Annotated in this window: 6 protein-coding genes; all 6 read left to right on the top strand. The window is 71.7% G+C overall.

Annotation, left to right across the window (positions count from 1 at the left end; all coding sequences use genetic code 11):
- Positions 1 to 119: 119 nt before the first annotated feature.
- The 6 genes from ACQPZP_RS28155 (at position 120) to ACQPZP_RS28130 (ending at position 17,568) form a co-directional block, all read left to right on the top strand.
- Positions 120 to 4,079 (top strand): family 78 glycoside hydrolase catalytic domain, encoded by a 3,960-nt coding sequence (locus ACQPZP_RS28155; protein ID WP_433472737.1) that lies wholly within the window; start codon positions 120 to 122, stop codon positions 4,077 to 4,079.
- Positions 4,076 to 6,784 (top strand): family 78 glycoside hydrolase catalytic domain, encoded by a 2,709-nt coding sequence (locus tag ACQPZP_RS28150; protein WP_433472736.1) that lies wholly within the window; start codon positions 4,076 to 4,078, stop codon positions 6,782 to 6,784. Before ACQPZP_RS28155 ends, ACQPZP_RS28150 begins: the two co-directional genes overlap by 4 nt.
- 10 nt (positions 6,785 to 6,794) lie before the next feature.
- Positions 6,795 to 9,968: a family 78 glycoside hydrolase catalytic domain gene (locus ACQPZP_RS28145; RefSeq protein ID WP_433472735.1), complete on the top strand. Its 3,174-nt coding sequence runs from the start codon at positions 6,795 to 6,797 to the stop codon at positions 9,966 to 9,968.
- The gene (locus tag ACQPZP_RS28140; protein ID WP_433472734.1) at positions 9,969 to 12,923 is read left to right on the top strand and encodes a glycosyl hydrolase; all 2,955 of its coding nucleotides are present in this window, start codon (positions 9,969 to 9,971) and stop codon (positions 12,921 to 12,923) included.
- 89 nt (positions 12,924 to 13,012) lie between these two features.
- On the top strand, positions 13,013 to 15,055 hold the full coding sequence (locus tag ACQPZP_RS28135; protein WP_433472733.1) for an MGH1-like glycoside hydrolase domain-containing protein: 2,043 nt from the start codon (positions 13,013 to 13,015) through the stop codon (positions 15,053 to 15,055).
- A complete protein-coding gene (locus tag ACQPZP_RS28130; protein WP_433472732.1) occupies positions 15,052 to 17,568 on the top strand; it encodes a beta-L-arabinofuranosidase domain-containing protein in 2,517 nt (838 codons plus the stop codon). Before ACQPZP_RS28135 ends, ACQPZP_RS28130 begins: the two co-directional genes overlap by 4 nt.
- Positions 17,569 to 17,571 lie beyond the last annotated feature (3 nt).

The raw sequence follows: 17,571 nt of genomic DNA, 5'->3' as shown, positions 1-17,571 counted from the left end.
TAGGCGATGACGGGCGAAAGCCCACGGCCGACCCGCACGGCCGTGGGTTCTGCTCGGCATGCCCGGGAAACGGGCGCCGTCCCACCCCCCCCGCACAGTTCCGAGAGGACGTCTCGTCCATGCGCAGAATCCCCCCGAGCCGCGCCGTCGTACCGGTGCTCTCCTGCCTCTTGCTCACCGCCGTCACGGCCCTGCCCGCACGCGCGGACGCGGCGGGGCTCCGGGCCACCGGGCTGCGGACCGACGCGCTCGACGACCCCGTCGGCATCGGCGACGTCACCCCCACGCTGAGCTGGCGCCTGTCGGCGGCCGGGCACGGCGCCGCCCAGACCGCCTACCAGGTGGTCGCGGCGACGTCCCGCGACGGGCTCGGCCACGCCGACCTGTGGGACTCGGGCAGGGTCGCCTCCGGCACCGCGAACGCCGTCTACCGGGGCACGGCGCTCACCTCCCGCCGCCAGGTGTGGTGGCGGGTCCGGGTCTGGGACGGCTCCGGGCGCGCGTCCTCCTGGAGCCCGCCGGCCCGGTTCGAGACGGGCCTGCTCGCCAAGGACGACTGGTCCGCCAAGTGGATCAGTGACGACCGGTGGCTGAACCGGGCGCCCACCCCGGTCACGGTCGCGCTGCCGACCGACACCAAGGCCCGTTACCTGCGGCTGGACGTCACGAAGCTGGGACTGCCGATCAAGGAGGGCAGCTCCCTGGTGTCCCGGCTCCAGCTCGCCGAGATCGAGGCGCTCGACCCGTCCGGGACGAACGTGGCGAAGGGCGCGGCCGTCACCGCCTCCGAGGTCCGCGAATACCCCGGCAAGTGGATGCCGGAGTTCATCACCGACGGGTCGGTCACGACGCAGAAGGCGCCCTTCGGGTACACGAGCCCCACCTACGCCTCGCAGGACCCGGGGCATCACATCTGGCTCCAGCTCGACCTCGGCGCGGCCAAGGACATCTCGTCCGTCAAGCTGTACCCGCGCACGGACGTGATGACGGGCGACGGGAAGACGCCGAACTTCCCCGTCGACTACACGCTGCAGACGTCCGGCTCGGCGGACGGCCCGTTCGCGACCGCCAAGACCGTCGCCGGCCAGGAACCGCCGCCCGCCTACCAGACGGACCTGCCCCGGCTGCCGCTGCTCGCCCGCCAGTTCTCCCTGAAGAACACGGTGCGGTCGGCGCGGCTCTACATCACCGCGCTCGGCATCTACGACGCCACGGTCAACGGCCGCCCGGTGAGCGACGCCGTCCTCGAACCGCCGAACACCGACTACCGCAAGCGCGCCGAGTACGCCGCCTACGACGTCACCGGGCTGCTGCGGCGCGGCGGCAACGCGATCGGCGTCCGGCTCGGCAACGGCACCTACAACGTCACCGCGACCAGCGACCGCTACACCAAGTACGTCGGCGCGCAGGGTTCACCGAAGCTGCTCGCGCAGCTTGAGGTCACGCTCGCCGACGGGACGACGACGCGGGTCGCGACCGACTCGTCCTGGCGGACCGACCTCGGCCCGACCACGTTCACCCACTGGTACGGCGGTGAGGACGAGGACGCCCGGCTCGCGCAGAAGGGCTGGGACCAGCCGTCGGCGAACCTGGACTCCTGGCGGCCGGCCGCCGAGGCGCCCGACCCCGGCATCGCGCTGACCTCGCGGACGTCGCCCGCCATCGTGCCCGTCGGACGCCGCGAGACGGTCAAGGTGACCCGGCCGAAGAAGGGCACCTACGTCTTCGACCTCGGCGAGAACGTCGCCGGGTGGCCGGAGATCCGCGTCGGCGGCCCGCGCGGCACGACGCTGACGCTCAAGCCGGGGGAGCGGCTCGGCGAGGACGGTCTCGTCGAGCAGGGCACCATGATCGCCGGGGGGGCGCAGAACCCGCCGGTCGAGGACCACTACACGCTCGCGGGATCGGGCACCGAGACCTGGCATCCCCGCTTCGTCTACCACGGGTTCCGCTACCTCCAGGTGACCGGCCTGCCGTCCGAGCCGGGCAAGGACGCCGTGTCCGCCCTCATCCTGCGCGCGGGCAACGCCTCCGCCGGGTCGTTCGAGAGTTCCGACCTGCTGCTGAACGGCGTCCACCGCATCATCGACCGGTCGATCCAGGGCAACATGTTCAGCATCCTCACCGACTGCCCCGACCGGGAGAAGCTCGGCTGGCTGGAGGAGACCCAGCTGGTCCAGGGGTCGGTCACCCGCAACTACGACGTCGCGGCCTACTACCCGGCGCTGCTGCGGAACATGGCCGAGGCGCAGACCGCGGACGGGCTCGTCCCCGACATCGCGCCCGAGTACGTCCAGTTCTCCGGCGGCGTCCGCGACGACCCCAACTGGGGCAGCGCGATCATCATGGCCGCCTGGCAGCACTACCGCACCTACGGCGACACCGCCCCGCTGCGCGACTTCTACCCGAACATGCAGCGCTACCTGGACTACCTGACGTCCAAGGCCAAGGGGAACCTGCTCGACTACGGCCTCGGCGACTGGGCGGCCGTCGACAAGACCACGCCGCGCGGAGTGGCCGCCACCTACGGCTACCAGCGCAGCGCCGCCACGCTCGCCCAAATCGCGAAGCTGCTCGGCAAGGACGACGACGCCGCCCGCTACGGCAGGCTGGCGGGCGACATCGCCGGCGCCTTCAACGCCGAGTACCTGAACGAGGCGGGGCACACCTACGGGTCGGGCAGCCAGGCCGGGGACGCGTTCGCGCTGGACCTCGGGATCGTCCCGGACGATCAGAAGAAGGCCGTCCTCGACCACCTCGTCGCGTCCATCAAGGCCAAGGGGTACCACCTGACCGTCGGGGAGATCGCGCTCCCCGCGGTGTTCCGGACACTGTCGGCGGCCGGCCGCGACGACGTCATCCTCGCCGTCGCGCAGCAGGTCACCGACCCCAGCTACGGCTACCAGGTCGTGCACGGCGCGACCGCCCTCACCGAGTACTGGGACGGACCGACGGGCTACGGCTCGCAGAACCACTTCATGCTCGGCGCCATCGACGAATGGTTCGGCGCCGGACTCGCCGGGATCGGGCAGGCGGGCGACTCGGTCGCCTTCGGGAAGCTCGTCGTCCGGCCCGCCGTCGTCGGCGACCTGACCCGCGCCTCGTCCGCGTACCGGACGCCGCGCGGCACCGTGTCCAGCTCCTGGCGGCGGTCTGGGCACGACCTGCGGCTTGACGTGACCGTCCCGCCCGGCGCGCCCGCGCGTGTCGAGGTCCCGCTGCTCGGCGCGTCCGGCGCGACGGCCCCGGCCGGCGCCCGGTCGCTGGGCGTCCAGGACGGGCGGGCCGTATACGAGGTCGGATCGGGTTCCTGGACGTTCACCGTCCGCACTCCCGGCGCCGTGCAGCAGGACCGGACCCAGCTCGCCGTCGAGCCGCCGTTCGGCGTCGACATTCCGGTGCTCGACGGAACGTCCGTGGCCGCCCGGTTCCGCGTCACCAACCTTGAGCGGCACGCCGTCACCGTCCCGGTGAAGGTCTCCGCGTCGGACGGTTTCACCGCCTCGGCGGGGGCGCGGGTCGCGATCCCGGCCGGCGGCTCCGCCGACGTCCCGGTCACGATCGGGCACACCGGCGGCGGGACCGGCGGGACCGTCACGGTCACGGTCGACGACGAGACCGTCCAGGCCCCGCTGCACGTCACGTCCGACCTCGTCCGCACCGCGACGATGTCGGCGTCCAGCACCCACAGCGGCTCCTCGCCCGCCTGGACCAACGACGGCGGCACCGACTCCGGCGTCTGGCTGAACGGCGTCGGCGGCTGGAACGACGACACCGCCGGGGACTTCCCCGACACCCTCACCGCCACCTGGGCCGAACCGCAGCGCATCGGACGCGTGAAGGTCTTCACGCTGGACGACTCCGCCCACCCGGCCTCGAAGACCGGCATCCGGGACTTCGACGTCCAGGCCGAGGTGGACGGGAAGTGGACGACGGTCGCGACCGTCACCGGCAGCACCGCCGGCACGGTCGAGAAGACCTTCGCGCCCGTCTCCGCGTCCGCGCTCCGGCTGGTCGTCAACGACTCCAACGACCACAACTACAGCCGCGTCATCGAGCTGGAGGGCTACTCCTCATGATCCGTTCCAGGACGTTCCGCGCGGTCGCCGTGGCCGGGCTGTCGGCCGCCGTGGTCGCGCTCCCCGGCACCGCCCAGGCCGCGCTGCGCGCCGGGCGTGCGCCGCAGTCCCCGGCCGGGCTGACCGTGGGGGATCAGGCTCGCCCGCTGAGCGTGGAGGGGGCGCCGCTGTTCGGCTGGACGCCCCGCGACCGCGACCCCGGCGAGGTGCAGAGCGCCTACGAGATCGTCGTGCGGGAGGCGTCCGGCAAGGCGGTCTGGGACAGCGGACGCGTCCGGTCGGGGAGCCAGGAGTACATGAAGTACGCCGGGCCGTCGCTGTCGCCGGAGACGTCCTACACCTGGACGGTCCGGACCTGGGACGTCTCCGGAAAGCGCTCTCCGTGGGCGCGGCCCGCCGCGTTCGACACGGGGCTCGCCGACAAGGACTGGCAGGCCACCTGGATCCGGCGCACCACCGCGGAGGCCGACGACTACACGCTGGCCCGCAAGGACTTCACGGTCGGGGACTCGAAGGTCGTGCGTGCCCGCGTGCACATCGCGGCCGGCCAGCAGTACGCGCTGCACCTGAACGGGGAGACCGTCGACCACGGGCCCGCGTTCGAGTACGCCGACGACGGCTTCTACAAGACCGTCGATGTCACCTCCAGGCTGAAGGCCGGGCAGCCCGCCACGATCGGCGCGCTGTACCACTGGTACGGGTCGGGGCAGGGCCGGCCGAAGGGCGAGCCGGGGCTGCTGGTCCGGCTGGTCATCGACCACGCCGACGGGACGCGGCAGGTCGTGGTGACAGACGGATCGTGGAAGGTGACGCGCGGGCCCTGGAAGAAGGCGCCGAAGCGCAACGGCGACGCCGGCGACTACGTCGAGGACATCGACGGGACCGCCGCGCAACTCGGATGGGACAAGCCGGGCTTCGACGCCTCCTCCTGGCAGGACCCGCAGGTCGTGGGCGTCCATCCCGCGTCCGGGTTCAAGCACCTGCACGGGCAGGAGACCGTGCTCACGTACCGGACCGTCCGGCCGGTGAAGGTCACTCGGCTGGACTCCGGCGCGCTGGTCGCCGACTTCGGGAAGGTGATCCCGGCCGTACCGGTGGTGCGGTTCCGGGACGGCGTCGCCGGACGGCATGTCGACATGCACGCCTCCTACGTCCTCAACGACGACGGGACGGTCTCCCGCTCAAAGGACGACAACCAGGACACTGACCTCAGCTACGGCTACACCCAGCGCGACGGCGACCAGACCTTCCGGCCCCTCACCTATGTCGGGTTCCGCTACCTGGAGATCGCCCCAGGTTCCGGCGCCGAGGCGGACGACATCTCAGCCGTCCTCCAGCACAACGAGGTGACCCGCGAGGGCACTCTTTATACGTCGAACCCGGGAGTGAACGCGGCCTATGACCTGATGGCGCGGTCGGCGCTGTACGGGTCGCAGTCCCAGTTCCTCGACACGCCCACCCGCGAGAAGGGGCAGTTTCTCGGCGACTCGGTCGACACCTCGCTCGCGATGATGGGCGCCTACGGGGAGCGGCGCCTGACTCGGCAGGCGATCCGCGAGTTCATCGCCTCGCAGGCGCGGTACTGGCCGGACGGCCGCCTCAACGCCGTCTACCCGAACGGAGACGGCAAGCGCGACATCCCCGACTACACCGAGATGTTCCCCGGCTGGGTCTGGGACTACTACGAGCAGTCCGGCGACGCGTCCACGCTCGCGGAGGCGTACCCGGTGATGAGCGCGGTCGCCGGGTACGTCCGCCGCTACATCGCGTCCGGGACGGGCCTGGTCACCGATCTTGAGGGCGGCTCCGGGCAGTACAAGTACGGCATCATCGACTGGCCCGCGACCATGCGTTACGGGCACGACATGGACACCGCCGCCCGTACCGTCATCAACGTCCTCGGCGTGGACGTCCTGAACGCCACCGCCCGTGCCGCCGAGACCCTCGGCAAGACCGGTGACGCGGCGGCGCTGCGCGCGGACGCCGGGACGCTCACCGGCAACATCAACGCCAGGCTCCGGCGGCCGGACGGCGTCTACACCGACGGCCTGAAGAGCGACGGCGGCCAGAGCGCGCACGCTTCGCAGATCGCCAACGCCTACGCGCTCGCCTACGGCGTCGCCCCGGCCGGCACCCGCGCCACGGTCGAGTCCTACATCGCCGGGCTCGGCATGCAGATGGGGCCGATGACCGCGCACCGGCTCCTTGAGGCGCTCTCCAGCCGCCCCAAGGACGTCGTCACCCGCCTCACCGATACCGAAGGGCCGGGCTGGGGCAACATCCTCGCCCGTGGAGGCACGTTCACGTGGGAGTCGTGGGACGCGCCCGAGACCGGGCAGAGCTTCTCGCACCCGTGGGGCGCGACGTCGCTCGTGGACGTGCAGCGGACCCTCCTCGGCGTCACCGCGACCGCCCCGGCCTCGGCCGCCGTCCGGATCAGGCCCCCGCTGACCGGCCTGGACCGCGCCTCCGGGAGGGTGCCGCTCCAGCGCGGCGACATCGGGGTCTCCTGGAACCGGGCCGGCCACGGCTTCTCCCTTTCCGTGGACGTCCCGGTGAACGTCCGCGCCGAGATCCACGTCCCCGCCCGCTCGGCCGGCGACGTGCACGTCTCCGGGCCCGCCCGCTTCACCGGCATGAGGGACGGCTACGCCGTCTTCGAAGCCGGCTCCGGGCACCTCACATTCCGCGCTGAGCAACGCTGAGGTGGCTGCGATGAGCGAGGGAATGAGCCGCCGCCGCTTCCTCGGGGCGTCGGCGGCGGGGGTGACGGGCGCGGTCGTCCTCGGTTCCGCCGGGGGCACGGCGTCGGCGGCGCCTCCGGCCGCGCGGACGCCGGCCGGGCTGCTGACCTCCCTGATGCCGGACGGGCTCGGAGTCACCGCCAGGCCAAGGCTGAGCTGGCAGGTCGCGGACCTCGGCCCGGGGACGCGGCAGACGCACTACCAGGTGCGGTTCGCCACGATCCCGGCCCGTCTGGAGAGCGGCCCGTACGTCTGGGACAGCGGGAAGGTCGCGTCGGCCGCATCCGTCGCCGTGCCGTACGGCGGCCCGGCGCTGTCGCCGCAGACGGCGTACTGGTGGCGCGTCCGGACCTTCGACGGCCACCAGGCGTCCCGCTGGTCCGAGCCCGCCCTGCTGGCCACGGGCGTCGGCGAGTGGACGGCCGAGCCGATCTGGGCACCCGCCGCGCAGGCCCCCGGCGACGGCGTCCTCACGGCCCGGCTGCAGATCACCGCGGTCGCGGCGGGCCTCTGGTTCCGGGCGTCCGGGGCGAGCGCCAACTACCTGTGGCAGCTTCGCGCCGGATCTCCGGGCGTGCTCAAAAAGCACATCTGTGTGAACGGCGCCTACCGGGTGCTGGAGGAGAAGCGGCTCCCGATCGCGATCGAGACGGGCCGCTGGTACGACGTGACCGTCGAGATGACGGGTTCCACGTTCCGGACGTCAATCGACGGCACCGAGGTCGACACGACCACCGACGCCACGTACCGGACGGGCACCGTCGGGATGCGCAACGGGTCCACGGAGTCGAACGTGTGGGACCGCGTCATCTTCACCGGTCCGGACGGCAAGGCGGTCATCGACGAGGACTTCGCCCGTGACCGTGGCACGTTCAGCGCGGGCACGGTCGCCGACGGCACCCTGACGCTCGGCAAGGGCCAGTCGACGCTGTCCTCGGCGGGCTCGGCCGACGACGACTGGGCGCTGCTGCGCACGGAGTTCACCCCGGAACGCAAGCGGATCGCGGCGGCCGTGCTCCACGTCGCCGCCCAATCCCCGACCCCCGTCCGCCAGTACCCCGCGAAGATATGGGTGAACGGCGAGCTGGCCGGCTTCGCGTCCATGCGCAGCGGGGCAGGGGCGCCGCGCTACCACTCGTTCGATGTGACGAAGGCGCTGGACCCGGGACAGCGCAACGCGCTCGCCGTCCTTGCCTTCACCACCGAGGACAAGCGTTTCCTCGCCCAGCTCGTCGTCACCTACGCCGACGGCACGACGACCACTCTCGGCAGCGGGCCGGCGTGGAAGGCGCGGCGCCAGGCCGGGCTGCTGCGCGACGGCGGCACGATCGGCTCCGGGTACTACGTCGGCCCCCAGGAGTACTGGGACATGCGGCAGGAGCCGGCGGGCTGGACGAGTCCCGGCTTCGACGACGCGGAATGGGAACCGGCGCTGGTCAAACCGGCCATCGAAGGGCTGGAACCCGCGCTGATCGAGCCGGTCGGACTGTACGACGCCGACCCCGCGTCCGTGCGGAAGGTCTCGCCCGGAACCTGGCTCGTCGATCTCGGCCGGGAGATCGCCGGCGGCCTGTGCCTGTCCGTGCGCGGCAAGGCCGGACAGACCGTCGAGGTCCGGCTCGGCGAGGAGCTGGACGACGACGGGACGGTCAAGTACGCGCTACGCGCGGGCGTCACCTACAAGGAGATCTGGACGCTCCGCGACGGCCGCCAGACCATCGAGCACTGGGGCTACAGAGGATTCAGGTACGCGCAGCTGATCTGTGACGACGACCTCGACCTCTCGCGGGCCGTCACCGGCCGGGCCTGGCGGGCCGCCTGGCGCGACTCCGACGCCGCCTTCTCCAGCTCCAGCCCCGGCCTCGACCGCGTGTACCGGCTGTGCCGGTATTCGATCGAGGCGACGCGCGGCGACCTCTACATCGACACGCCGACGCGTGAACGCGGCCCCTACGAGGGCGACGCGCTCATCAACCAGGCGTCCGAGTACGGGGTGCAGCGTTCGTTCGCGCTGGCCCGCGCGTCCGATGTCTTCCTGGCGCGCAACCACACCTGGCCGACCGAGTACCGGCTGATGAACGTCATGTCGGCCTGGCAGGACTATCTGCACACCGGCGACCCCGACCAGCTCGCCGCCGACTACGACATCCTCGCGACCAAGAATCTGACGTCCTATCTCGGCGACGACGGCCTCGTGCACAAGAAGCCCGGCCCGTCCAGCCAGGACCTCGGCGACCTGGTCGACTGGCCGGCGTCCAACCGGGACGGCTACGTGTTCACCGACGTCAACACGGTCGTGAACGCGTGCCAGTACGCGGCGTTCACCGCGATGGCCGACATCGCGACCGTCCTGGGCAAGACCGCCGACGCCGACTCGTGGCGTAAGAAGGCGACCGCGTTGGCCACCGCGATGAGAGAGACGCTTCTGGACGCCCCCAACGGGCGGTTCGTTGACGGTGTCGGCACCATCCACAGCGCGCAGCACGCGACCGCGTTCCCCGTCGCGCTCGGCGTTGCGGGGCCCGGCACGGTTCCCGATTCCGTCGTCCGCGCCCTGGGCAAGACGCTCGCGGACGGCGGCATGAAGGTCAGCGTCTATGGCGCGCAGTTCCTCCTGGACGCCCTGTTCGCCACCGGTCAGGCCGAGGCGGCGATCGGCTTGATGACGGCCACCGGCACGAGTTCCTGGCTGCACATGCTGGACGACCTCGGCGCGACCATCGTCACCGAGGCGTGGGACCCGTCCCTCAAGCCGAACATGACGTTCTCGCACGCATGGGGCTCGGCGCCCGCGAACGTCATCCCGCGCCATGTCCTCGGCGTGCGGATCACCGCGCCGGGCGCCGCCGAGATCGAGATCCGGCCCCGCCCCGGCGACCTCACCGAGATCTCCGGGCGCGTGCCCACCATCCGAGGCCCGGTCTCCGTCGCGCTGAACCGCGACGACGGTTACCGGCTGGACGTGGACGTGCCGCCCAGCACGTCCGCGCGCATCGTGGTCGAGCTCGGCGACGACGACCCGGGCGCCTTCCACGTCACCGGACCCCACGCCCGCGCCCCCCGCGCCACGGGCCAGGACGCCACCGGCCGGCTCCTCACCATCGGCCCGGTCGGCTCCGGCCGCACAGTGATCAGGAGAAGATAGGTGAACGACGACCGTAACGGGCAGGGATTCACGCGCAGGCGCGTGCTGCAGATCGGCACCGCCGCCGCCGCTGTGGCGGCCGCGGCCCCGGCCCTCGGGGGCGAGGCGGCCGCCCAGGCCGCACCCGGTCCCACGCCGGGGCCCGGCGGCGGGTTCGCCCGCCCGGGCGCGGCGGTGCGGCCGCGGTTCCGCTGGTGGTGGCCGGACGGCCTGGTCGACCCGGCGGAGATCCGGCGGGAGATCGACCAGATCGCCGCCGCCGGGTTCGGCGGCGCGGAGATCGTCGCAGTGCACCACAGCATCCGCGACAAGTCCGTCCTGGACCCGGAGGGGCACGGCTGGGGCACACCCGCCTGGAACGCCGGCGTCGAGGCGGCGCTCGACCAGGCGGCCCGGCGCGGCGTCACCGTCGACCTGACGATCGGCCCGGCCTGGCCCGCCGCCGTCCCGACGATCACGCCGGACGACGAGGCCGCCGTCCAGGAGCTCGCGTACGGGACGGCGACCGTCGCGGGCGGGGCCACCCATGACGGCCCGGTGCCGGAACCGGTCGCCGCGCCCGAGGCCGCCGTGACGAAACGGCAGCTCGTCGCCGTCCACGCCGTCAGGATCGACACCGCGAACGCGACCCGGAAGGAGACCGGCCTCGCCCCGGCGTCCTTCACCGACCTGACCGCGAAGGCCGCGGGGGAGCGGATCACCTGGACGGCGCCGGCCGGCGGCGACTGGCTGCTGTTCGCCTACTGGCGGCGCGGCAGCGGGCAGCGGCCCGAGTCCGGCCCGCACTCGGCGCCGGACAGCTGCGTCGTCGACCACTTCAGCCGGGCCGGCACCCGCGCCGTCACCGCGTTCTGGGAGGCGCGCCTGCTCACCCGCGACATCCGCAGGCTGATCAGGCGGGCGGGCGCGACGCTGTTCGAGGACTCGATCGAGCTGGAGACGGACGCGCTCAATTGGACGCCGGACCTGCCCGCCGAGTTCAAGCGGCGCCGCGGCTACGACCTGATGCCGTACCTGCCCGTGGTCGTCCGCTACAAGGAGAACACCAAGTTCGCCTACGACGCGGCGACGACGTCGCACGTCCGGCACGATTTCTGGCTGACGATCTCCGACCTGTTCAACGAGTACCACTTCGCGGCGATCGCCAAATGGGCACACTCGCTCGGGCTTGAGTACCGTGCCCAGCCGTACGGGCTGGAGACGGACGCCATCTACACCGCCGCCATCCTGGACGTCCCAGAAGGGGAGTCGCTCGGGTTCAAGAACCTGGACGACTACCGTGCGCTCGCCGGGGGGCGCGACATGGGCGGCCGGACGATCCTCTCTTGCGAGGCGGGGGCCTACCAGGGCGGCGCCTACAACACCACCTGGAACAAGCTGCTCCGCACCATGGGCGGCGCCTATGCGGCCGGGCTCAACCAGACCGTCCTGCACGGCTTCTCCTACGCGACCGCACCGGGTGCGGCGTGGCCCGGGTTCGCGGCGTTCACCCCCTACAACGGCGGCATCGGATTCGCCGAGTCGTGGGGGCCGCGCCAGCCGACCTGGCGGCACGCCCCCGACGTCGCCGGGTACCTGTCGCGGATCCACCAGGCCATGCAGGCGGGCAAGAGCCGCATCGACGTCGCCGTGTTCCGCCAGAAGGGCTACACCAAGACCGGTATCGGCGCCGGATGGTTCACCAAGAGCGGTGTCCCGCTCGGCTGGACGCACCAGCTCATCAGCGCGCCGCTGCTCGACCTCCCGTCCGCGACCGTGTCCGGCGGGCGGCTCGCCCCCGGTGGCCCCGCCTACCAGGTCATGTTCATCGAGGGCGACCGGTTCGCCGGCAACGAGTGCACGCTGCCGCTCGGCACGGCCCGCACCATGCTGAAGCTGACGCAGGCCGGCCTGCCGCTGGTGTTCCTCGGCGACTGGTCGGCCGCGACCGTGCCGGGGCTGGCGCGTGACGGCGAGAACGAGCAGCTGCGGGACGTCCTCAAACAGGTGTTCGCACAGCCGCGCGTCCGCGTCGTGGCTCTGGAGGACGATGTTCCCGGTGCGCTGGCGGACCTTGGCCTGCGCCCGACGGTTGCTTACGCGCAGGCGTCCACGCTCCTCACCGCCCACCGCCAGGACGGCGGCACCGACTACTACTACCTCTGCAACGGAAAGCACGCCGAGACGGTCAAACCGCCCGTCGCCGCCATCGACCACGACGTCACGTTCACCCGGTCCGACCGCAAGGCCGTCCCGTACCGGCTGGACCTGTGGACGGGCGAGACCGAGCGGATCGCCGTCTACCGCGAGGACGGCGACACGATCACGCTGCGGGTGGCGCTCCAGCCGTCCGAGGCCACCGTGATCGTGCTGGCGCGCGGCGGGCAGGCCCCCTCCGCCACTGCGTCCGACGCGGAACTCCGCGTCGACCGGCAGCGCCTCATCGCCCGCGCGACGGCCCCCGGCGGCTACTCCACCACGCTGCCGGACGGCCGGACCGTCGAAACCGTGATCGGTGCCGTGCCCGAGGCGCAGACCCTCACGTCCTGGCGGCTCCAGGTGGAGGACATGACGCCGGACGGCGTCCGGCGGCACGATCTGAAGCTCGACGCTCTGACGGCATGGCCGGACATCCCCGAACTCGCGGACGTCTCCGGCATCGGCACCTACACCACCACCGTGAACTGGGCCGGCGACGGCGGCGCTGTGCTGGACCTCGGCGAGGTCTTCGACACCTGCCGCGTCACCGTCAACGGCCACCGCCTGCCGGTCAGCGTGATCGTCCCGGCCGTGGACGTCGGCCCCTACCTGCGGCGCGGCGCCAACACGATCGAGGTCGGGGTGGCCACGACGCTCAACAACCGGCTCCGCGTCTCCGACCCCGCCGTCTACGGGGGCGCGGCCCGCCAGAAGTACGGGCTGATCGGCCCCGTCCGGCTCGTGCCCTATGGCGAGGCGGTGGTGAGCACTCGCTGAAACAGCGTGCGGGAGGGCGTTGGCCCGCCCTCCCGCACGGTGAACCCCTCATCCCACGTCCTGATCAAGACCGGAATCGCGAGGAATCCATGCAATCCAGCGTATCCAGGCGCCGCCGCGGCGCCGCCGCCGTCGCTCTCGGCCTGTCCGCCCTGATGGCCACTCAGGCCGCTCCGCTCGGCACCGCCTTCGCCGAGCCCGGCCACGACTCGGCCCCATGGGAGCGGTACAACCTCTCCCCGTCGTCTCGTACGCTCCACCCGGTCTCCGTGTTCAAGACAGGCGGCACCGTGGACGGCGCGGACGCCGTGCTGAAGGGCGGCAAGACCGGCCTGAGCGGCACCGGATCGTCCGTCACGCTCGACTTCGGCAAGGAGGTCAGCGGGCTCACCACGCTGCACTTCGCCGGGTCGGACGGCCCGCAGAAGGTCGGCGTCGCGTTCTCCGAGTCGTCCACCTATGTGGACATGACGAGCGACGCGTCCACCGGCGGCCCCCGCAGCCGGGACGGCGCCCTGTCCGTGGACGTCGACGGCGCCACGTCCTACACCACGCCCGCCGAGCAGCTCCGCGGCGGCTTCCGCTACCTGACGATCTTCCTGCAGTCGGGCGGCCGGGTCGACCTGGACAAGGTGTCGGTGCACTACACGCCCGCACCGACGATGAAGGACCCGTCCAGGTACGCCAACTACTTCTATTCGAGCGACGACCTGCTCAACCGCATCTGGTACGCGGGCGCCTACACCGTCCAGCTCAACACCATCTCCCCGAAGACGGGCCGGGTCTGGGAGCCGCCGGCGGCGCTGTGGGACAACACCGGAGACATCGGCGTCGGCGACACGATCCTCGTGGACGGCGCCAAGCGCGACCGGACGGTCTGGCCCGGCGACCTCGGCATCGAGATCCCGAGCGCGTACGCGGCGTTCGACGACACCGTGTCCGCCCGCAACGCGCTCACCACCGTGTACCAGCATCAGCGCGACACCGGAGAGCTGCCCTACGCCGGGCCCGAGCTGAACAAGTACGGCTCGGACACCTACCACCTGTGGACGCTGGCCGCGAGCTGGGACTACTACCGCTACACCGGCGACACCGGCTGGCTGTCGAGCGTCTGGGACCGGTACAAGAAGGGCGTCGACTTCACCACCGGGAAGATGGACGGCAAGGGCCTGGTGTCCATCACGGGCACGTCCGACTCCGTCCGGATCCTGGCCAAGGGCGAGAACCTCATCGCGAACGTGCTGATGTGGCGCGTCCTCGACACCGGCGCCCAGCTCGCCAAGACGCAGGGCGACGATGCTCTCGCCGCGTCCTACGCCGAGCGCGCCGCCGCGCTCCGCACCGCCATCAACACGAACTTCTGGGACGACACCGCCGGCGCGTACAAGTTCTACCCGAACTCCACGATCCACCCGCAGGACGGCAACTCCCTCGCCGCCTGGTACGGCCTTGCCGACCAGGAGCAGGCGCGCCGCATCAGCGCGTCCCTCAAGGGCAACTGGAACGAGGTCACCTCGACCGCGCCCGAGAACAAGGGCAACCCCGGCGTCTTCTCCGGATCGATGGAGGTGAACGCTCACTTCACCGCCGGCGGTCAGGCCGCCGACCAGGCCGGGGTGGACATCATCCGGCGCCAGTGGGGCTACATGCTCAATCATCCGGAGGGGACCGGCAGCACGTTCTGGGAGTCGTTCCGTAACCCCGGGGACGGATGCGTCTTCTGCAGCACCTACGTGAGCCTCGCCCACGCCTGGGCCACAGGTCCCACACCTGCGCTTACGTTCTCCGTGCTCGGGCTGAACCCCACCGGGACGGGCGGACGGTCGTTCGACTTCGTCCCGCACCCGGCCGACCTCACGTTCGCGCAAGGGAGGATCACCACGCCGGTCGGCGCGGTCAACGCGTCCTGGAAGGTCTCCAACGGGACCTACACCGCGCACCTGAAGGCCCCTGGCCGGACCGTGGGACGCGCCGGAGTGCCCACGTTCGGCGCCCGCATCAAGGTCCGCGTCGACGGCCGTCTCGTATGGGACGGTGCCCACGCGCGCGCCAAGGGCGTCCACACCGACGGTGAGTACGTGTACATCGAGGGCCTGCGCGGGGCCCACTCGCTGCGGAGCAGCCGCGCATGACGGCCCCCTTCACCCGCCCTGCATTCAGCCGACGGGCGTTCATCGGCACGGCGGGCGTCACCGCGACCGCACTCGCCCTCCCGGGCACCGCACCGGCCCACGCAGACGCGAAGACGCCGAAGGCGGCCCTATCGCCGTTCTCGTTGTCGGACGTCACGCTCCTGGACAGCCCGTTCCGGGCCAACATGACGCGGACATGCGCCTATCTGAAGTTCATCGACCCCGACCGTCTCCTGCACACGTTCCGCCTCAACGTGGGGCTGCCGTCGTCCGCCGAGCCGTGCGGAGGCTGGGAGGCTCCGAACGTCCAGTTGCGCGGCCACTCGACCGGGCACCTGCTGTCGGCGCTCGCCCAGGCCCACGCGAACACCGGCGACGACGCCTACGCGGCCAAGGGCCGGTACATCGTCGGTGAACTCGCCAAATGCCAGGCCGCTTCCCCGGCGGCCGGGTTCGGCGAGGGGTACCTGTCGGCGTTCGAGGAGGCGGTCTTCGACCAGATGGAGGCGGGCGGCCATCCCTGGGCGCCCTACTACACCCTCCACAAGATCATGGCGGGGCTGCTCGACCAGTACCGGCTGAGCGGCGACGCGCAGGCGCTGACCGTGCTCAAGGGCATGGCTGCCTGGGCCGGGACGCGCACGGGCAAGCTGTCCCGCGAGCGGATGCAGGCGGTACTGCGCGTCGAGTTCGGCGGCATGAACGACGTCCTCGCCGAGCTGTACCAGGTCACCCGCGACCCGCGGCACCTGGAGACGGCCCGCCGGTTCGACCACGAGGAGATCTACGGCCCGCTCGCCGAACGCCGCGACGCCCTGGACGGCTACCACGCCAACACCCAGATCCCGAAGATCGTCGGCGCCATGCGCGAGTACGAGGCGACCGGCGACACCCGGTACCGGGCCATCGCCGCGTTCTTCTGGGACACGGTCGTCCACCACCACTCGTACGTGATCGGCGGGAACAGCAACAACGAGCTGTTCGGCCCGCCCGGCGAGATCGTCAGCCGGCTCGGGTCGGACACCTGCGAGAACTGCAACTCCTACAACATGCTCAAGCTGTCGCGGCTGCTGTTCATGCACGACCCGGACGAGTCCGCGTACATGGACTACTACGAGTGGACGCTGCTCAACCAGATGCTCGGCGAGCAGGACCCCGTCTCCGAGCACGGCTTCGTCACCTACTACACCGGCCTGTTCCCCGGCTCGCAGCGCGAGGGGAAGGGCGGCCTCGGGGCGGCGCCCGGCAGCTACAGCTCCGACTACGACAACTTCTCGTGCGACCACGGCACGGGGATGGAGACGCACACCAAGTTCGCCGACAGCATCTACTTCCGCTCGGGGAACGCGCTGTACGTCAACCTGTTCATCCCGTCCGAGGTGACCTGGGCGGAGCGCGGTGTCCGCCTCCGGCAGGAGACCGGCTACCCGCACTCTGACACGACGCGGCTCACCGTGGCGGACGGGTCGTCCCGCTTCGCGCTCAAGATCCGGATACCCGGCTGGCTGGACGCCCGCGGCCGCCGTCCGCGCATCCGGGTGAACGGCGCGGCGGTGCCGGTGCGGGCGCGTCCCGGCGGGTACGCGACGATCGAGCGGCGGTGGCGGCGGGGCGACGCCGTCGAGGTCTCGATGCCGATGGCACCCGTCTGGCGGAAGGCCCCGGACAACCCGTGCGTCCAGGCCGTCACGGTCGGACCGGTCGTCCTGGCGGGGCGGTACGGCGACCGGGAACTCAACGCGTTCCCGGAGATCGACCCGCGCTCGCTGCGCCCTGCCGGGCCCCTGCGTTACGCGGCGAAGGCCGACGGTGCCGATGTGTCGCTGAAGCCGTTCGCCGAAGTCCAGCACGAGCACTACACCGTCTACTGGGCGACCCCGGCACCGAAGCGGAGGCCGCAACTCCTGGCGCACTTCCCCCTGCGCGACGGCAGCCTCGCCGACGCGACGGGACACTGGCCGGACGCGACCCTCGCCACAGGCGGGTCGTGGACGGAGGGCGCCGTCACCCTCGACGGCGCGACCGGCCACGTCGTCCTGCCGCCCGGTCTGCTCAGCGGCCTGGACACGCTGACCGCCGCGCTCTGGGTGCGCCTGGAGACCCTCACCAACAACGTCCGCGTCTTCGACCTGGGCTTCAACCGGCAGACCTACTTCGCCGTCATCGCCCGGACCGGGGCGGCGAAGGCCCGCTTCACCATGAAGATCACCGGAATGGACGGCGAGGACATCGCCGACGCCGCGTCCGCGCTCCCCACCGGCGCCTGGGCGCACGTCGCCGTCACCGCCGGGAACGGGACCGCCGCCCTCTACATCGACGGCGTCCCGGCCGGACGCAACGACGCCCTGGTCATGAACCCGGTCGTCCTCGGCGCGACCGCGCACAACTACCTCGGCCGCTCGCAGGACACCCGCAACCCGAACCTGCGCGGCCGTGTCGCCGGCTTCCGCCTCTACAACCACGTGCTGACGGCCGCCGAGATCGCCGAGCTGCACGCTCAGCGCCCCTTCTAGGAG

This window comes from Spirillospora sp. CA-142024 (assembly GCF_050942325.1).
In the GTDB taxonomy this organism is placed as follows: domain Bacteria; phylum Actinomycetota; class Actinomycetes; order Streptosporangiales; family Streptosporangiaceae; genus Spirillospora.
This window is presented reverse-complemented; position numbering and strand designations above follow the sequence as displayed.

Excerpts from the sequence above, each read along its gene's own strand:
- ACQPZP_RS28130 (WP_433472732.1), top strand. The coding sequence starts at position 15,052 with ATGACGGCCCCCTTCACCCGCCCTGCATTCAGCCGACGGGCGTTCATC.
- ACQPZP_RS28145 (WP_433472735.1), top strand. The coding sequence starts at position 6,795 with ATGAGCGAGGGAATGAGCCGCCGCCGCTTCCTCGGGGCGTCGGCGGCG.
- ACQPZP_RS28135 (WP_433472733.1), top strand. The coding sequence starts at position 13,013 with ATGCAATCCAGCGTATCCAGGCGCCGCCGCGGCGCCGCCGCCGTCGCT.
- ACQPZP_RS28150 (WP_433472736.1), top strand. The coding sequence starts at position 4,076 with ATGATCCGTTCCAGGACGTTCCGCGCGGTCGCCGTGGCCGGGCTGTCG.
- ACQPZP_RS28155 (WP_433472737.1), top strand. The coding sequence starts at position 120 with ATGCGCAGAATCCCCCCGAGCCGCGCCGTCGTACCGGTGCTCTCCTGC.